General features: G+C 49.0%; 10 protein-coding genes. 8 read left to right on the top strand and 2 right to left on the bottom strand.

Going from position 1 to position 15,881, the window contains the following annotated elements; all coding sequences use genetic code 11:
• Positions 1-5 precede the first annotated feature (5 nt).
• Positions 6-947, top strand: coding sequence for a tRNA-dihydrouridine synthase family protein (locus tag QZ327_RS01610; protein ID WP_294616564.1), 942 nt, complete (start codon positions 6-8; stop codon positions 945-947).
• A 150-nt stretch (positions 948-1,097) separates the two neighbouring features.
• On the opposite strand, the gene QZ327_RS01605 is transcribed toward QZ327_RS01610, so the two are convergent.
• Both QZ327_RS01605 and QZ327_RS01600 read right to left on the bottom strand, forming a co-directional pair.
• Complete coding sequence (locus QZ327_RS01605; protein WP_294616562.1) at positions 1,098-4,184, bottom strand: chondroitinase family polysaccharide lyase; 3,087 nt, start codon at positions 4,182-4,184, stop codon at positions 1,098-1,100.
• A 371-nt stretch (positions 4,185-4,555) separates the two neighbouring features.
• Complete coding sequence (locus tag QZ327_RS01600) at positions 4,556-5,830, bottom strand: DUF2851 family protein (RefSeq protein ID WP_294616560.1); 1,275 nt, start codon at positions 5,828-5,830, stop codon at positions 4,556-4,558.
• Between the two features lie 96 nt (positions 5,831-5,926).
• On the opposite strand from QZ327_RS01600, the gene dapB reads away from it, so the two are divergent.
• The 7 genes from dapB to QZ327_RS01565 all read left to right on the top strand — a co-directional run bounded on the left by dapB (position 5,927) and on the right by QZ327_RS01565 (position 15,661).
• Positions 5,927-6,691 (top strand): 4-hydroxy-tetrahydrodipicolinate reductase, encoded by a 765-nt coding sequence (gene dapB / locus QZ327_RS01595; RefSeq protein ID WP_294616558.1) that lies wholly within the window; start codon positions 5,927-5,929, stop codon positions 6,689-6,691.
• 6 nt (positions 6,692-6,697) lie between these two features.
• The gene (locus QZ327_RS01590; RefSeq protein ID WP_294616556.1) at positions 6,698-8,182 is read left to right on the top strand and encodes a S26 family signal peptidase; all 1,485 of its coding nucleotides are present in this window, start codon (positions 6,698-6,700) and stop codon (positions 8,180-8,182) included.
• 50 nt (positions 8,183-8,232) lie between these two features.
• Positions 8,233-9,171: a signal peptidase I gene (gene lepB / locus QZ327_RS01585; RefSeq protein WP_294616554.1), complete on the top strand. Its 939-nt coding sequence runs from the start codon at positions 8,233-8,235 to the stop codon at positions 9,169-9,171.
• Positions 9,172-9,226: 55 nt separating this feature from the next.
• Positions 9,227-9,883, top strand: coding sequence for a WbqC family protein (locus tag QZ327_RS01580; protein WP_294616552.1), 657 nt, complete (start codon positions 9,227-9,229; stop codon positions 9,881-9,883).
• 292 nt (positions 9,884-10,175) lie between these two features.
• The gene (locus tag QZ327_RS01575) at positions 10,176-13,340 is read left to right on the top strand and encodes a TonB-dependent receptor (protein WP_294616550.1); all 3,165 of its coding nucleotides are present in this window, start codon (positions 10,176-10,178) and stop codon (positions 13,338-13,340) included.
• 15 nt (positions 13,341-13,355) lie between these two features.
• Entirely contained in the window at positions 13,356-15,044 is a 1,689-nt protein-coding gene (locus tag QZ327_RS01570; protein ID WP_294616548.1) for a RagB/SusD family nutrient uptake outer membrane protein, read from the top strand.
• A gap of 35 nt (positions 15,045-15,079) precedes the next feature.
• On the top strand, positions 15,080-15,661 hold the full coding sequence (locus QZ327_RS01565) for a hypothetical protein (protein WP_294616546.1): 582 nt from the start codon (positions 15,080-15,082) through the stop codon (positions 15,659-15,661).
• The last annotated feature ends 220 nt before the right edge of the window (positions 15,662-15,881 follow it).

The raw sequence follows: 15,881 nt of genomic DNA, 5'->3' as shown, positions 1-15,881 counted from the left end.
TTGATATGCAGAGTACCCTCCCCATTCATTTTGCCCCGTTGCAAGGTTACACCGAGGCTATTTACCGACAAGCGCATGCCCGTATATTCGGTGGTGTAGAGAGCTATTACACTCCTTTCGTACGTGTAGAGCACGGAGAAATCCGGAAAAAAGACATGCGCGAGATTGCTTTGGAAAACAACCGTGGCGTGCAGCTTATTCCGCAACTCATTGCTCCCGATGTGGACAAAATGGAGCAGATAATTGCCCTATTCATCGAAAAAGGATATAAGAATGTGGACATAAATCTGGGATGTCCTTTCCCTCTTTTGGCTAAACGCCACAATGGTTCGGGAATGCTTCCTTATCCCGAAGAGGTGCGGGAGTTGCTGACTGCCGCCATAAAGAATCACCCCGACCTTCGGTTCTCTGTCAAGATGAGGTTGGGTTGGGAGAATGCGGAAGAATGTCTGGCTTTGCTGCCCTTGCTGAATGAACTGCCACTGGCACATATCATCATGCACCCCCGATTGGGCAAACAGCAATATAAAGGCGAAACAGACTTAAAAGGCTTTGAAGCCTTCTACAACGGATGCAGCCATCCGCTTATTTATAACGGCGATTTACTTACAACAGAAGATATACACGCCGTTAGAGAACGTTTCCCACAACTGGCAGGTATCATGATAGGTCGTGGACTGCTTGCCAATCCCGCCTTAGCTTTGGAGTATCAACAGGGACATCGGCTTTCCGAAAAGGATATGCTGGAGAGACTCAGACTGTTCCATGCTGATGTATTTGCCCGGTACGGTAATCTTCTGGAAGGGGGAGACAAGCAACTGCTGACGAAAATGAAGAACTTCTGGGAATATCTGATGCCGGACGGAGACCGGAAAGCCAAAAAAGCAATTCATAAGTCCAACAAGCTGGAAACTTACCAGGCGGCAGTCCGCAGCTTGTTGGGATAATTGATGCTGCCTTCATCCGGTCGTGCAGGTACTCACGGTGTTGCAGCAGTGGCTCTTTCTATTTCCCAAGCCAGGGAAGGAACGGGAGCCGTTGCACGCAACATCATATTCTTTACTTCCATCACAGCGCTATTTCAAGGATTAATTTCATTATCTCTTCAACTCCACATCGAAACTGGCGGCATCCCTGCACGTAAAGCGTAGTACGGTTTGCTTCTTATCTTTGGAAATCACTTTGCAATAGGGAGTTTCAGCAACCTTCCATTCGCCCTTTAGAGTAACGGTTACAGGTATCTCACCACTCTCATTGTCGGTCCACGGACGTGAATAGATGCTGCGTTCAATCCGTTTGCCGTCTTTGTCGAACGCTTCGTCACTCGGACCGCGATACAATGCCAGGTCGGGCTGCGAAACGGTCAGCAACAATTTGTCCCTATCCTCACGAACCATAACCAGGCAGGAAGTATCCGCCTTTTGCAGCAATCCGTCTGCCGGAAGGGCCTGGGGAGTCTCAAACAGAACGTATGAAGTGAGGTTATCCGCCAACGAGCGTACAATATGGGCATTGCGGTCCTGCCGGAGTACTTTATAAGAGGGCTTCTTGGCAAACGCCTTCAGGGAAGAGGCATCCGTGTGGGGCAATACGGCATATTCGTAAGAAGCACCTTTCGGCGCCTTGCCGTGTTGCAGTGTCAAGGAGACCCAATCGCCCGATGTAGGTTTGTCGCTGCGCTCACCGATAGTGACCTGCGGGAACTTCTTTTCAAAAAGAGCCGATTTCATCGAAGATTTGGAGATATAATACCCCACTCCGTTCGGATCGATGTACGTCTGCCCGTTGCTCTTGTACGTGTCCCAATAGGTATGATTCTCAGGAGTCATGACGGCTGACTGGAAAACGGTAGTCTCTGTCGGAAACTCCGCATTCGTATTCTCGATGTCGGTGCCCAGACACACTATCGTGCCACCGAAGAAGTGATAAGACTTGCGGGCGCGATGCGATCCGTTGTACTTGTCGTGCTCATGAAGTTTCATGCCGAAGTTACCGTTTGATTTCTCCTGAGACAAGCCGCCGGCAAAAGCCTCATCGGAATAAAGCATCTCTTCCATGCCCGAATAGACGTCCACATTCATCACTTTGGCGCGAAGCTGCTCGAAAGGCAGGTGAATGCTGGTGACACCCGGAATACGGTTCCAGTCGAAACCGGCTTCCTGCCAACCGCCGGTGGCAAAAGTCACGGTTTCATCGGGTTTTCCTGTCAATATCTGCATGCTGCCGTGTGCCAGATAGCGACCGTAGAAGTTGGCAGGCAGGTAGTGTTCGGCAGCCCACAGATAGCGGGAATGTCCACGCACTACGGCAGCCCAGTTGTCGCGGCGCTGCACGGAGACGCAACCGTAGCCCAGTGCGAGATTGCCTTGCGGGTCGGGTTCGGGACGGAATCCCTGCGCTTCGAGCAGCTCCTTCATCTTCAGTTCCTGCCGGGTGGATGCTTTCGGCAGATAGTCGGGGGCATCCTTGTCCGGCATATTGGCAGAAGCCACCAGACGCAGGTAGGCGGCAGCCATATCGGCATCGTACTTCTGCTTGCCGTCCGGCGTACCGGCAATAGCCATCGTGGCGTACTGGATAGGTATCAACTCGCCTTTCCCGTTGGGATGGCGACCGGACATGGAGAGCGACCACTGCTTCAGATTGCAATAGAAACGCATGGTAAGCAACACCTTCTTCACGGTCTCGTGCGCCTGCTCGGACAGGCGGAACTCGGTGCCGCTCAGCAGGTAAATCATGTTGGTGGCGCCGTCCAATCCGCCCACAGCGTATGCCGGATAGGCATTGCAGTGATGGAAGCAGGCACCATCCGACTTGAAAGAACCCGCCAGCCCCGGTGCGGGCAGGCAACCCTTGTCCAGCCAACGGGAGAAGGAACGCAGGTATTGCAGTTTTTCCGGCGTATCTTCCATAATGAGAATGCTTGCCACGCGTCCCTGCAGCTTGGTGTTGAACGTATCAATGTCGATGCCGTTGACGGCAAGTTCGGGATATACCTCATTGGTGATGGCATACCAGTTGAGCGTGCGTACCGCCTCTTCCAGCTTGCCCGCTTCGCGCAGCACATCCTTCATCAGGAAATAGGCAACGAAAAGCCCGCGCATGCTGTATCCGTAGTGGTGGATATTTCCCCAGCAACTGCCGTAAACGATGCCTTGGTCGGTGGCATTGTCGTACATGGCGAGGAATTTCTGCTTCAACTCCTGTTTCAGCCCCTCATCCTGCGTATTGTGGCAGGCAACGGCTATGCGTTTCATCAGATTGAAATAATCGCTGATTTCCACTCCCTGCGTGGCAAACATGTCCTTGTCCCAGTCGGGCAACATACGCTCGTATGCCTCGGACTGGCGGACAAACCAGATGGGGCGTCCTATCACCTTCCCGTCCTTGACGGTAATCCGATAGAAATCGTACTTCTCGCGGATTGTCTTCATCTCTTTGCCCGAAAGCTTCGAGGGAGTATAAAGCATGTCGCGGAAGCGGTCTTCCATAATCCGTATATCCTGCTTCTGCGCTTCGGTGACAGGCGTCAAGGGTATTTCCGGTTTCCACAGGGAGTGTTCGTAGATGACCAGCCAGTGGTTGGTAGTGCCTTTGTTGACGAACGGCACTTGCAAGTCCGGTGTCTGCTGGCGGGCATCCACCTTGCTGCCCGTAATGACATGGTCGAAGTAAAGTTTTCCCTTCACATCCGGAGCAACGATACGGAGTTCGTCCATTCCCTCCTCGGGTATGCCTTCCATGTCGCGTTCGTAGCACACCCATGCCCCGCGCCAACCGGTAAAGTTGATGCCGAAAGGGAAAGAGGTGCACTTCTTTCCGTCTTTCAGAAACTCGAACCGGATTTGCTTGTCCTGCGCCTGTTCGTTGTATACCCATACGATGAAAGCGGAAAGGTAGGTGTCTTTTCCCGTAGGGTCTTTCTTCTCGAACTTCAGGTCTTTCTTGACGGACAATGCCGCATCCGGTCCGAAAGTCCACCTCAGGCTGCGGCTGCCGTCCCTATAATGTTCATCGCTGATATCTACCCGGGCGCCCGCCGTCGTAGTGACAAACGCCGGAACCCGGTCTTCTTCAAAGGAGAGCAAACGTTCATTCTTCACAAGCTGGGCACACGCACTGCCCGGCAACAACATGCCCGCAAGCACTGCGGCTCCCATCGTCCATTTTCTAAAACTCATCATATTTATTCGTTTAAGGTTACTATACCGTTTACAAAGAAAACCCTTTTCCGAAAAAAAGAGGGACATAAATCGTACAGAAGAGTGGTCTTTATTATTCAAGCATCAGCATGCGGCGCGTATGGCAACCGCGTATTCTGTAAGGATTTTCAACCGTTCAAAGCATGTTTTGCAAGTAATTGATTATCAATATGCACAGACAGAGGGTATCTCTGTCGTATACTGAGACTATTTCAGTCGTATACTGAATGTACTTCAGTCGTATACTGAAATACATTGAATATACGACAGAAAACGGCACCCTGCCATTTTGTAGTGTTTTTTCAGAATACATACCGGTCGGAAATTCATACCAACCGGAAACTCATACCGCGCTATCCCCTGCTCCTCAAATACTCATATCCGAAGCGGCAGCGCAGGCAATCTTTCCTGTCGCAATACTCCTTTTGAAGCTGAAGCAATGCCTGTGAGTCTGCCGCCGTATAGACGGGAAGCCCCGCACCGTCCCACAAACGGGTGACGCGGTTGTTCTCGGCTTTCAGTGCCTCCAGAAAACGGGTAGCACGGTCGCAAAGCCGCTCATCCGCCTTGTGCATTCCGTAAGCATACAGAAAAGGGATGACGGTATTGATAAGAATAAGGTTCAAGGCGTTTTCTCCCAACCGCTTTTCGCGACGGGGCGAGGATTTCCGGAACGTGAAATGTTCCTCCCAATAAGGTGAGACCTGTGCCGACAATATCTTCTTCACGGCTTCCGGCGTTTCTGCCGCCATGACACGCGAGAAGAGAGACTGTTCCTTATGATACAACCACGCCAGTTGCGCCAGACGCACGTGAGGAAAGTTGCCGGGGCGCAGACGCAGGAAACGCCATCGGTTGTCCGGCATCGGTCCGGACAATTCGAACTTATGCCGCAAGTAGAGGAACTCTTTCCGGAGTTTCCGGTAGTAATCATCCTCCTGCCCCTCTTCTTCCAGCAGTCCCGCCTGCCCGAAAAAGAACGTCTCTACCTGGAAAAGGCTGTCGCGATGCTTGTCCACCGCACGAAAAGGCAAATGTCCCGCCCATGTCTCAAAGGCATCGCCATTCAGCCCAAAACCGAAATTACGGGCAAGGGTGATGAAGAACACATCCTCCCAATGATTGTTGTAACGCTCCAAACGCGCAGTGATGGCATGCGCTTTCTGTTCGAAGCGCTCCACCTGCAACGCCGACAACCAGGAGTGGACAGCCAGTTTCGGCAAAGAGGCAAGGATGGAATGGCAAGGGGGATATATCTCTGTCCGCTGCAACTCGTCGTAGCGCCGGCGGACATCATCGGGGCAGTGCAACAACAGCTGGGGAACCGGGTCGCCATTGGCACGGCGCACCTCGCAATCCGAATTGCCCACCACATGAAGGATGACATTGTCGTATGCCGTGTTGCGGTCGTGCCCGTGGCGGAACCAGTCCGAAGCATGCGTATGCAACTCGACGTTCCCCACCCAGAGCGTGCCGTCTATTTTCAACTTTGCGTTAAAGAAATCGGGGCCTGCATTCATGTTCGGCAAACCGGGATCTATCACTTCGACCGGCTGTCCGGAGGTCGTCTGGAGTGGTATCAGAGGAAATAACCTGTGCTTCCAAACGTAATGCAGTAATTGTTCCATTGTTAACAAGACGTTAATGTTGTGCACAAATGTAAGAAAAAGATTACCTTTGCAACACATAGTTTGTTGATAAACTGAATAAAAACCAAAGAAACAATGAAAATAGCATTAATCGGTTACGGAAAAATGGGCAAGGAGATTGAGAAGATTGCCCTGAGCCGCGGACACGAAATTGTCAGCATCATCGACATCAATAACCAGGAGGATTTCGAGTCGGACGCATTCAAGAGCGCCGATGTCGCCATAGAGTTCACAAACCCGATGGTAGCCTACGACAATTACATGAAGGCTTTCAAGGCAGGCGTAAAGCTGGTTTCGGGCAGCACAGGCTGGCTGGAAGAGCATGGCGAAGAGGTCAGAAAACTCTGTACCGAAGGCGGCAAGACGCTGTTCTGGTCGTCCAACTTCAGCCTGGGAGTAGCCATATTCTCGGCAGTCAACAAGTATCTGGCAAAAATCATGAACCGGTTTCCCGCTTATGACGTAACGATGAGTGAGACGCACCATATCCACAAACTGGACGCTCCAAGCGGAACCGCCATCACCCTTGCCGAAGGTATCCTGGAAAACCTCGACCGCAAAGAACGCTGGGTGAAAGGCACGCTACAGGCACCGGACGGGTCCGTATCGGGTTCTGCCGACTGTGCCGCCGACGAATTGCCCGTCAGCTCCGTCCGTGAAGGTGAAGTGCCAGGCATCCACAGCATACGCTACGACTCCGATGCAGACAGCATCACGATTACCCACGATGCCAAGACCCGCAGCGGCTTTGCCTTAGGAGCCGTATTGGCAGCGGAATATACGGCAGACAAACAGGGCTTCTTAGGCATGAGCGATTTATTCCCATTTTTAAAAGACTAAAGCATTATGAGAAAAGCAACACGCACCCAATGGATCAAGTTCGGCATAGTCACCCTACTCTATCTCGCCTTCCTGGTTTGGGTAAAAAGCTGGCTGGGACTGATTGTCGTGCCTTTCATATTTGATATCTATATCAGCAAGAAGATTCCCTGGAGCTTCTGGAAACAATCCGAGAATACGGTAGTACGCGGCATCATGAGCTGGGTAGACGCCATCGTCTTTGCCCTGGTAGCGGTTTACTTTGTGAATATCTACATCTTCCAGAACTATCAGATACCTTCGTCTTCGTTGGAGAAATCGCTGCTGGTGGGCGACTTCCTGTATGTAAGCAAGATGAGCTATGGTCCGCGTGTGCCGAACACACCGCTCTCCATGCCGCTGGCGCAGCATACCTTGCCGGTGTTCAACACCAAATCGTACATCGAATGGCCGCAATGGAAATACAAACGCGTGCCAGGTTTCGGTAAAGTGAAACTGAACGACATTGTCGTGTTCAACTTCCCCGCAGGCGACACGGTGGCACTCAACAGGCAGCAGGAAGACTTCTACAGCCTGGCTTACAGAGAGGGACAACGCATATATCCCAATAAAATCAATATGGACAGCCTGACGCGCGACCAGCAACGTACCGTCTACGACCTCTACTACAACGCCGGCCGTAACCTGATCCGTACCAATCCGCAACTGTATGGCGACATTGTGGTACGCCCCGTAGACCGCCGCGAAAACTACGTGAAACGTTGTGTCGGTCTGCCGGGAGACACCCTGCAAATCAAGGATACGCAAGTCTATATCGACGGGAAAGCCATTGAGAACCCGGAAGAAATGCAGCTCAACTATTTCGTGCAGACCACGGGCCCGTACATACCGGAAAACATGTTCCGCGAACTGGGCATCAGCAACGACGACCAAATACTGATGACCGATGACTTCAACTACGAGGAAGGGCTTGTACAGATGGGACTGAACCGCCGTGACGCCCAAGGCAAGCTGGCTCCCGTTTATCACTTGCCGCTTACCAAAAAGATGTATGACGCACTCAGCGGCAACACAAAACTGATTAGCCGCATTGTCATGGAACCGGAAAACCTTTCGGGACAGATGTATCCGCAAAATCTTTATACAAACTGGACGCGCGACAATTATGGTCCGGTCTGGATACCGGAAAAAGGCGCCACCCTCACCCTGACCAAAGACAACCTGCCGATTTACGAGCGTTGCATCGTGGCCTACGAAGGCAATACGCTGGAGCAAAAGACAGACGGCATCTACATCAACGGGCAAAAGACGGACACCTACACCTTCAAGCTGGATTATTACTGGATGATGGGCGATAACCGCCACAACTCCCTCGACTCCCGCTACTGGGGATTTGTGCCGGAAGACCATGTGGTGGGCAAACCTATCGTTGTCTGGCTGTCGTTGAACAAAGACCGCGGTTGGTTTGACGGAAAGATTCGTTGGAACCGCATCTTCAAATGGGTACACTAATACGGTGTGGTTTAAGGATTAACGATTAAAGATTGGCAATCAGTATGCGTATGCGGGAAAGGAACCGGAAGATTACAGCTACCATAGCAGGAATGATACTCGTAGTAGTATTGCTCCGGGGGTGTGTTGCAACTCCTTATCTGATTCCTTCCTCGGGAATGGAAAATTCGCTCTATCGCGGTGAACGTATCCTGGTAAACAAATGGAGTTACGGATTAAGGCTCCCTTTTATGGGTTTATGGGGATATCACCGCTGGGCGGACAAGCCCGTACGCAAGGACGACATACTGGTGTTCAACAACCCCGCCAACCTGTCCCAGACGGCAATCGGGCAACGGGAAATATTCATCAGCCGCTGCCTGGGAGTGCCGGGAGACACCTTGCTGGTCGACTCTCTCTTTTCCGTAATCCCTTCCGAAAAGAGCGCCCCCGACCAGAAGTTCCTCTACAAGTATCCCCGGAAAAAAGAGAGACAACTGGATTCGTTGCTCACCGCCCTTTCCATTCGCCCCAACCGCTTGCTGGGACAGGACACGACAGAGAATGTACGCAGTTTCAGCAGGTACGAGTACTACTTGCTGGAACAGGCTTTGGGAAGCGGCAACTGGATAGAACCCGCCGATAAAGAAAATCCGGCGGAAGCGCTGAAACCTCTCATCATCCCCGGCAGAGGAAAATCCGTACGTGTATATCCTTGGAACATAACACTGTTGCGAAACACGCTCGTACTGCACGAGAAGAAACGGGCGGACATCAAAAACGATACATTATTTATAGAAGGGAAGCCCGTACAGTATTGCCGGTTCACAAAAGATTACTATTGGGTAGGCGCAAACAACCCGACAAACCTGTCGGATTCCCGCCTGTTCGGGCTTGTCCCCAAAGACCATGTCATCGGAAAGGCAGCCGTCATCTGGCTCTCAAAGGAAGAGGAAACGGGACTTTTCAGCGGCTACCGGTGGGACAGGATGTGGAAAAAAGTAAGGTAATCCCCTATCCTTATTGCCCGGTTCTCAAATCATAATTCATAATTCTCAATTCAAAATGACCGTCTATCTTTCATCCGCCTATCTGGCACCTGTCGAATATTACGTCAAACTATTGGCATACGACCAAGCATATATCGAACAGCACGACCATTACACCAAGCAGACCTATCGCAACCGCTGCACCATCGCCGCACCGGACGGAGAGCTTGCACTTTCCATTCCGACCGTAAAACCCGGCACATTGAAATGCCCGATGCGCGACATCCGCATTTCCGACCACGGCAACTGGCGCCATTTGCATTGGAATGCCATTGAGTCGGCATACAACCATACTCCTTTCTTCGAATACTATAAGGATGACTTCCGCCCCTTCTATGAAAAGAGATATGAGTTTTTAGCCGATTTCAACGAAGAACTCTGCCACCTTGTCTGCTCCTTGATAGACATAGAACCTGCAATGCAACGCACCTCTGAATATAAAACCGAATTTGCACCCGGCGAAGCGGATTTCCGCGAACGCATCCATCCCAAAAAGGACTTCCGTACCGAAGACCCCGATTTCTTTCCACAACCCTACTATCAGGTATTTCAGGAGCGTCTCGGGTTTCTTCCCAACCTCAGCATCATCGACCTGCTGTTCAACATGGGTCCGGAAAGTTTATTGGTATTGCAGCAGAGCAACAAACAGAAAAACATTCTTGCCTGTCCGTAGAACCTGTTTAAAAGAACTATCAAAATAATGCTGAACAAAATTCAAACAGGATGGCTCGCAAACTTCCATAAACATTTCAGTAAAAAATGTATCATTTTTAAACGCACCAGCCAAGATTGATTAACAAATTATTTATCAATATATTACATAGTACACAAGAAAAGTTTGATGTAGTCAAAATAAAAAGTTGAGAAAGTCTTTTGAAAGCATTTGATACAAATTTGATAGTCAAGTGCAATCCAGTTTGTTAATTTTGTGCCGTTCATATTAATATTAATTAAATCTGTGTATTATGAGAAAAAAGATTTTCTCTTGGGGACTCATACAGTTATTGTCCCTTTGCTGTATGTTCTCTCTCTCCAGTTTAGGAGTATTTGCTCAAAACAACATTACCATTAAAGGGCAAGTGATAGATGCTGCAACCAATGAAAGCCTTATTGGCGTATCTATCCAAGAAAAGGGTACAACCAATGGAACTATTACGGACATGGATGGTAATTACAGCCTGAAAGCCGCTAATAACTCCACCCTTGTCTTTTCTTATATAGGATACCAAACTGTAGAGTTGAAAGCCTCTGCCGCCAACGGAGTCATCAAACTGAAAGAAGACAGCGAAACGTTGCAGGAAGTGGTAGTAGTGGGCTATGGTGTGCAGAAGAAAGTGAACCTTTCGGGTTCCGTATCAGCAATCGAAGGCGACCAGATTGCCTCTAAGCCCTCTTCCGATGTGATGTCGGCATTACAAGGCGAATTGCCGGGAGTTACCATCTTACGCGGCAGCGGGCAGCCCGGTAGCGAATCATCGGGTATGCGTATCCGTGGTTTTTCATCCGTCAACTCTACTTCCACCTTAGTCTTGATTGACGGCGTGGAAGGTGATATGACATTGCTGAACCCCAACGATATCGAATCTATCTCCGTGTTGAAAGATGCCGCCTCGGCAGCTATCTATGGTGCTCGTGCGGCAGCAGGTGTTGTATTGATTACTACCAAGAGTGGTACGGAAGGCAAGCCCCGAATCACCTATAACGGTTCGGTTACGTTCAACAAGCCAGGCAATATGCCCGAACGTATGACTGCTTGGGATGAACAATGGTTTATTGATGAGAGCCGTATTCAGGCGGCAGGCAAGGCAGAATGGACTCAGGAGAAAGCGTCTTGGGTAGGTAATCCGAACTTCAACTATCGACCGCTGTCCAACGGACGTTGGGATTACTTTGATGCGGCTAATTGGGTAGAAGAGGGCACAAAAGACTTTACCACCCAGCAAAACCACTCCGTTTCTGTTAGCGGCGGTACAAAGGCAATGAACTATATGTTATCTGCCAACTATTTCACTAAGAACGGTTTGCTGAAATATGGTCCGGATAGTAACAAACGCTACAATCTCCATGCCAAGATGAACGCTTCCATCAACAAGTATATCGACTTGGGCGTTAACATCCAATATCAATCCAGAAACGTAGAATCATCTTCTTACGGAGCAGGTGCGTTGTTTGGTTTACTCTACTCTGTTCGTGGTCGCCAATCCATCATGGTTCCACAAGACTACCTTGGGACGGTACACGATGAAAGTGGACACCTCTACAACGGTGACCTCCAAGCAAATCCCATCGAGATTATGAAATCTGGCGGTGCAAGAGAAAGAAAATTCGAAGCATTCACCGGAAAGGCCAACATGACCATCAAAGACTTAGTGAAAGGACTGCGTATCAACCTGAGCGCATCACGTAGGGCAGGCTACTATTCAGAGGTAAATGAAAAACACTCCCTGCTTTGGGGTGGATACGATATTTCCAAGTCGGGTATCAGAAACAGAGCCAACGACCCCAGTTCACTCTATAAGGCAAAATATGGCGACTATCACGATTTGCTGGAAGCAACCGTAAACTACTCATTCGACTTGGACGACAAGAAACACAACTTCAGTATCCTCGCCGGTTCTTCTTACGAAAACTACCGAAAAGACGAAATCAACATCACAGCCAAGAATCTTATCTCTGATAATTTCTTCTCTTTCAATGGAGGTTTTGACGCTTCTGTAGCAACTAATACGGAAATTGCCGACAACATCGAGCCTTGGTCCATGATGTCATACTTCGGTCGTTTGAACTATAACTATAAAGAGCGTTACCTATTGGAGGCCAACGTACGTTACGATGGTAGTTCACGTTTGGCTCCGGACAAACGTTGGAGAGCATTCCCCTCTGTATCTGGTGCATGGCGTGTCAATATGGAAGATTGGTTTAACGCGGACTTTGTAAGCAACCTGAAACTCCGTGCGTCTTGGGGGCAATTGGGCAACGGTGCCGTATTGGGACTTTACGACTATCTCGCACTGATGACCAATACACAAAAAGACACTCCTACTTCTTATGTGGGCGAGAATTGGTTCTATCAGGCAAGCCTACCTTCTCCTGAAAAAACTTGGGAGATTATTGAAACAACCAATCTTGGTGTAGACTTCGGTTTCCTGAACAATCGTTTGACCGGTAGCTTTGAATATTATTGGAAATATAACAATGATATGCTTTCATCTCCCCAAGTACCCCATCAGATTGGTATCGGTGTACCCAAATTGAACATGGGTAAATTAAAAACCTGGGGTTGGGACTTCAATATCGGCTGGAAAGACAAAATCAAGGATGTAAGCTATCAGGTAAGCTTCAACCTTTCGGACAGCGACAATAAATTGGTGGAATACAACGGAGCCAGCGTATTGAAAGAAGGTGCGGTAGAACTATTGGAAGGCTATGCCATCAATACAATTTGGGGATACAAGACCGATGGTTTCTGGCAAAGCCGTGATGAATACCTGCAATATAAGAAAGACCACCCGGGATACAAATCCTTCAACGATGGAAAAATAAGCGGCGGTGACGTGAAATACGTGGCGGTAGGTGCCCCCGACCATACAATTGGCGTAGGTGGTGCCACTCCCGAAAATTCGGGCGATTTGATTTGTTTAGGCAACTCCAATCCTCGTTATCTCTACGGTATCAACCTGGCTGCACAATGGAAAGGATTTGATATCTCCGTAATGTTCCAAGGTGTCGGCAAGCGTAAAGTAATCATCAACCGGGAAGCATTCGCCCCGCTATGGACAGACTCCCAAATGCCATGGACTATCCACAAAGACCATTGGACTGAAGACAATCCTAATGCTTATTTCCCGCGTATTTACCAATACAAAGGCGGTAACGACTTTAACTTCAAGCCGTCTGACAGATGGGTGCAAAACGGCGCATACTGCCGTCTGAAGAACGTAACTTTAGGTTACACCGTTCCTGTTTCCAAGAAATACATCGACCGCCTGAGAGTATACGTGACAGGTGAGGATATTTGGGAACACAGCAATATGCTTTCCGTATTCGACCCGGAAATCGACAATGACACCAAACGAGCTACCTATCCGTTCTTCCGTTCTTGGACTGTCGGATTAAATGTTTCATTCTAAACCATCAGACATATTATGAAAAAAATATATTCATTTTTAATATCTGCATTACTGGTTACCGGCTGTACATTAGACAGAGAACCGGAAACAACCTTAGCCGATAATAAATTCTGGACTTCCGAAGCACTGTTAAGAGGTGCTTGTAACAGACTTTACATCGATCTGCCGGGCTATGCCCAAGACAAACGTTCAGACGAACTTGTAGGTTCGTCACAAGATCTCATTTCAAGCGGTAACCGCAGCACACCGGGCACAGCAAACGAATGGACCAACAATTATAATGCTATCGGCGTGGCAAACAACATCATCGCTAAAACAGAAGGAAGTCAATCGCTCACACAAGCCGTGAAAGATCGCTGGACTGCCGAAGCATGCTTCTTCCGTGCTTTCCACTACTTTGACTTAGTAAAGAAATATGGTGATGTACCTTTGATTTTGAAACCTTTTTTCAACACTACTGACCCAGACATCTTTCGTTCGCGCGACCCGCGTGAAACAGTCATCCAGCAGTGCTACAAAGACCTTGAGTTCGCATTGCAACATCTGCCGACTATCGATGACAAAGCCGTAAACGACAACGATTGGGGACGTGTCACCAAATCGGCTGCATTAGGTATGACTCAGCGTATCGGTCTGTACGAAGGTACACACAAAAAATATCACCAGACTCCTGGTGGCGACTACAAGGATCACCTCAAGAAATCCATTGATGCCGGCGAGTTATTAATCGATGGTGAATACGGTGAACACGACCTGTTCCCCGACTTCAAGCGTCTGTTTGAGTTCGATGGCGAAGGTCGTCAGAACAAAGAAAACGTATTTGTAAAGATATATGGTCCTACTGGAAACGCCGGTATCATCACTCACGGATATGTGCGTGACTTGGAGACCGGTCTTGCAATGACTCGCAGCATGGTGGACAACTTCCTTTACATCGATGGGCTGCCGCGTGAAAAATCGAGTCTTGTAGTTCGTCCCGAAATCACATTTGCCGACATGGCGGACAACCGCGACCCGCGTTTGAAGCTTACATTATTCTTGCCCGGCGAAGATGCTTTCAAAGGTCCATACAAACCGCTTAAGAATGATGACCAGACTCACGGCTATGGCTATGCCATCAAGAAGGGTTGGGTAAAGAGCGAGTGGTCCTTGGGCGGTAAAGGAACCATTGACAAAGCGCTTATCCGTTACGCCGATGTATTGCTATCATACGCAGAAGCTCTGTATGAATACAATGGCAGCATCACCGACGACCAACTGGAGAAAACAGTAAACAAGGTACGTGAACGCGTAAACTTCAACGTGAAACTTACCAACGATTTTGTTACAGTCAACAACCTGAACATGCTTGACGAAATCCGTCGCGAGCGTATGGTGGAATTTGTCAACGAGTGCATCCACTACGATGACATCATCCGCTGGAAAACAGCTGAAAAAGTATTGCCGCAACCCGTCATCGGCTTGCTTTATAACTATGAAGACTCTCAAGGAACCGTGAAGTATGAGGCAGTGAAAAGCCGCTTGACTGATGATAAAGGCAACTACAAAGGAAATAAAGTTTACGTTGATGCTCAACCCAATCTTTACGTTATCGAAGAAGCCGGTTCACGTAGTTTTGACCCTGACCGCGATTATCTATACCCGATACCCACTTACGAAATCGGTACTTCCGGAGGAAAGATTAAACAGAATCCGAAATGGTAAAATGTAAAAGTGTAAAAACAAACAATAGAAAATTTATGAAAAAATTATTGATATTTTTAATGACGGTTACCACCTGTGGACTGTTCACCGCTTGCGGAGACGATGAATGGGGTAACAACAATCCTGAAATGGAACATATCTATTACTATGGATTGGGCAATGTGGCATTCCCCGGCGGAAACGAACTTACCTACAATGTAAATCAGGACGAGACAGTGACTGTGCCCACTTATTTCTGGAGTGTTTACACACGTCCGTATAGTCCTGTAGTAACCTACTACACCGCACCTGTCCTGCCGGACAAGAACAACCCCACACCGGCTCAGCTGGTACGTGGCACCGACTACGAAGTGGTGGATAAAGACGGAAAAGTACTGACTCCGGACAGCAACGGCGGCTACAGCATGACCTGGCAGAATGCCGTAGGCGGCAGCCAGAATGTCTACATCAAAGCGCTGAACGGAGCGAAAGGCTCACTCAGGGTCCTGACTTTCGACCCTGCAAAGGAGGGTAGCCTGGACCAGACCGATGTCAGCAGCACCACCATCGTCAAGACTAACGAATATGAGGTACGTGCCTTCACCGAGAATTACTTCGTTACAGTAACCATCAAGTAATTTCAATAGGTATTTGCATTAAGCATGCTTTAGTTTAAGACCAAAGGGGCGGAAATCCATTCTATTTTTCCGCCCCTTCTTTTTTACCCGATGCTTTTGTTGCCAGTAAATTGGCAAGACGTTGCCTGTTTATTGGCAAGGTTCTGCCAGTAAATTGGCAACAACCGGGCAAAAGGACAAACCGTCCATTCTCACTTGCCCTGCATACGGAGAGAAATCC

The organism is uncultured Bacteroides sp. (genome assembly GCF_910578895.1).
In the GTDB taxonomy this organism is placed as follows: domain Bacteria; phylum Bacteroidota; class Bacteroidia; order Bacteroidales; family Bacteroidaceae; genus Bacteroides.
This window is presented reverse-complemented; position numbering and strand designations above follow the sequence as displayed.

What these genes read in the sequence shown, in the direction of transcription:
- lepB (WP_294616554.1), top strand. Translation starts at nt 8,233, where the DNA reads ATGCGGGAAAGGAACCGGAAGATTACAGCTACCATAGCAGGAATGATA.
- QZ327_RS01570 (WP_294616548.1), top strand. Translation starts at nt 13,356, where the DNA reads ATGAAAAAAATATATTCATTTTTAATATCTGCATTACTGGTTACCGGC.
- QZ327_RS01575 (WP_294616550.1), top strand. Translation starts at nt 10,176, where the DNA reads ATGAGAAAAAAGATTTTCTCTTGGGGACTCATACAGTTATTGTCCCTT.
- QZ327_RS01590 (WP_294616556.1), top strand. Translation starts at nt 6,698, where the DNA reads ATGAGAAAAGCAACACGCACCCAATGGATCAAGTTCGGCATAGTCACC.
- QZ327_RS01565 (WP_294616546.1), top strand. Translation starts at nt 15,080, where the DNA reads ATGAAAAAATTATTGATATTTTTAATGACGGTTACCACCTGTGGACTG.
- QZ327_RS01580 (WP_294616552.1), top strand. Translation starts at nt 9,227, where the DNA reads ATGACCGTCTATCTTTCATCCGCCTATCTGGCACCTGTCGAATATTAC.
- QZ327_RS01605 (WP_294616562.1), bottom strand. Translation starts at nt 4,184, where the DNA reads ATGATGAGTTTTAGAAAATGGACGATGGGAGCCGCAGTGCTTGCGGGC.
- QZ327_RS01610 (WP_294616564.1), top strand. Translation starts at nt 6, where the DNA reads ATGCAGAGTACCCTCCCCATTCATTTTGCCCCGTTGCAAGGTTACACC.
- QZ327_RS01600 (WP_294616560.1), bottom strand. Translation starts at nt 5,830, where the DNA reads ATGGAACAATTACTGCATTACGTTTGGAAGCACAGGTTATTTCCTCTG.
- dapB (WP_294616558.1), top strand. Translation starts at nt 5,927, where the DNA reads ATGAAAATAGCATTAATCGGTTACGGAAAAATGGGCAAGGAGATTGAG.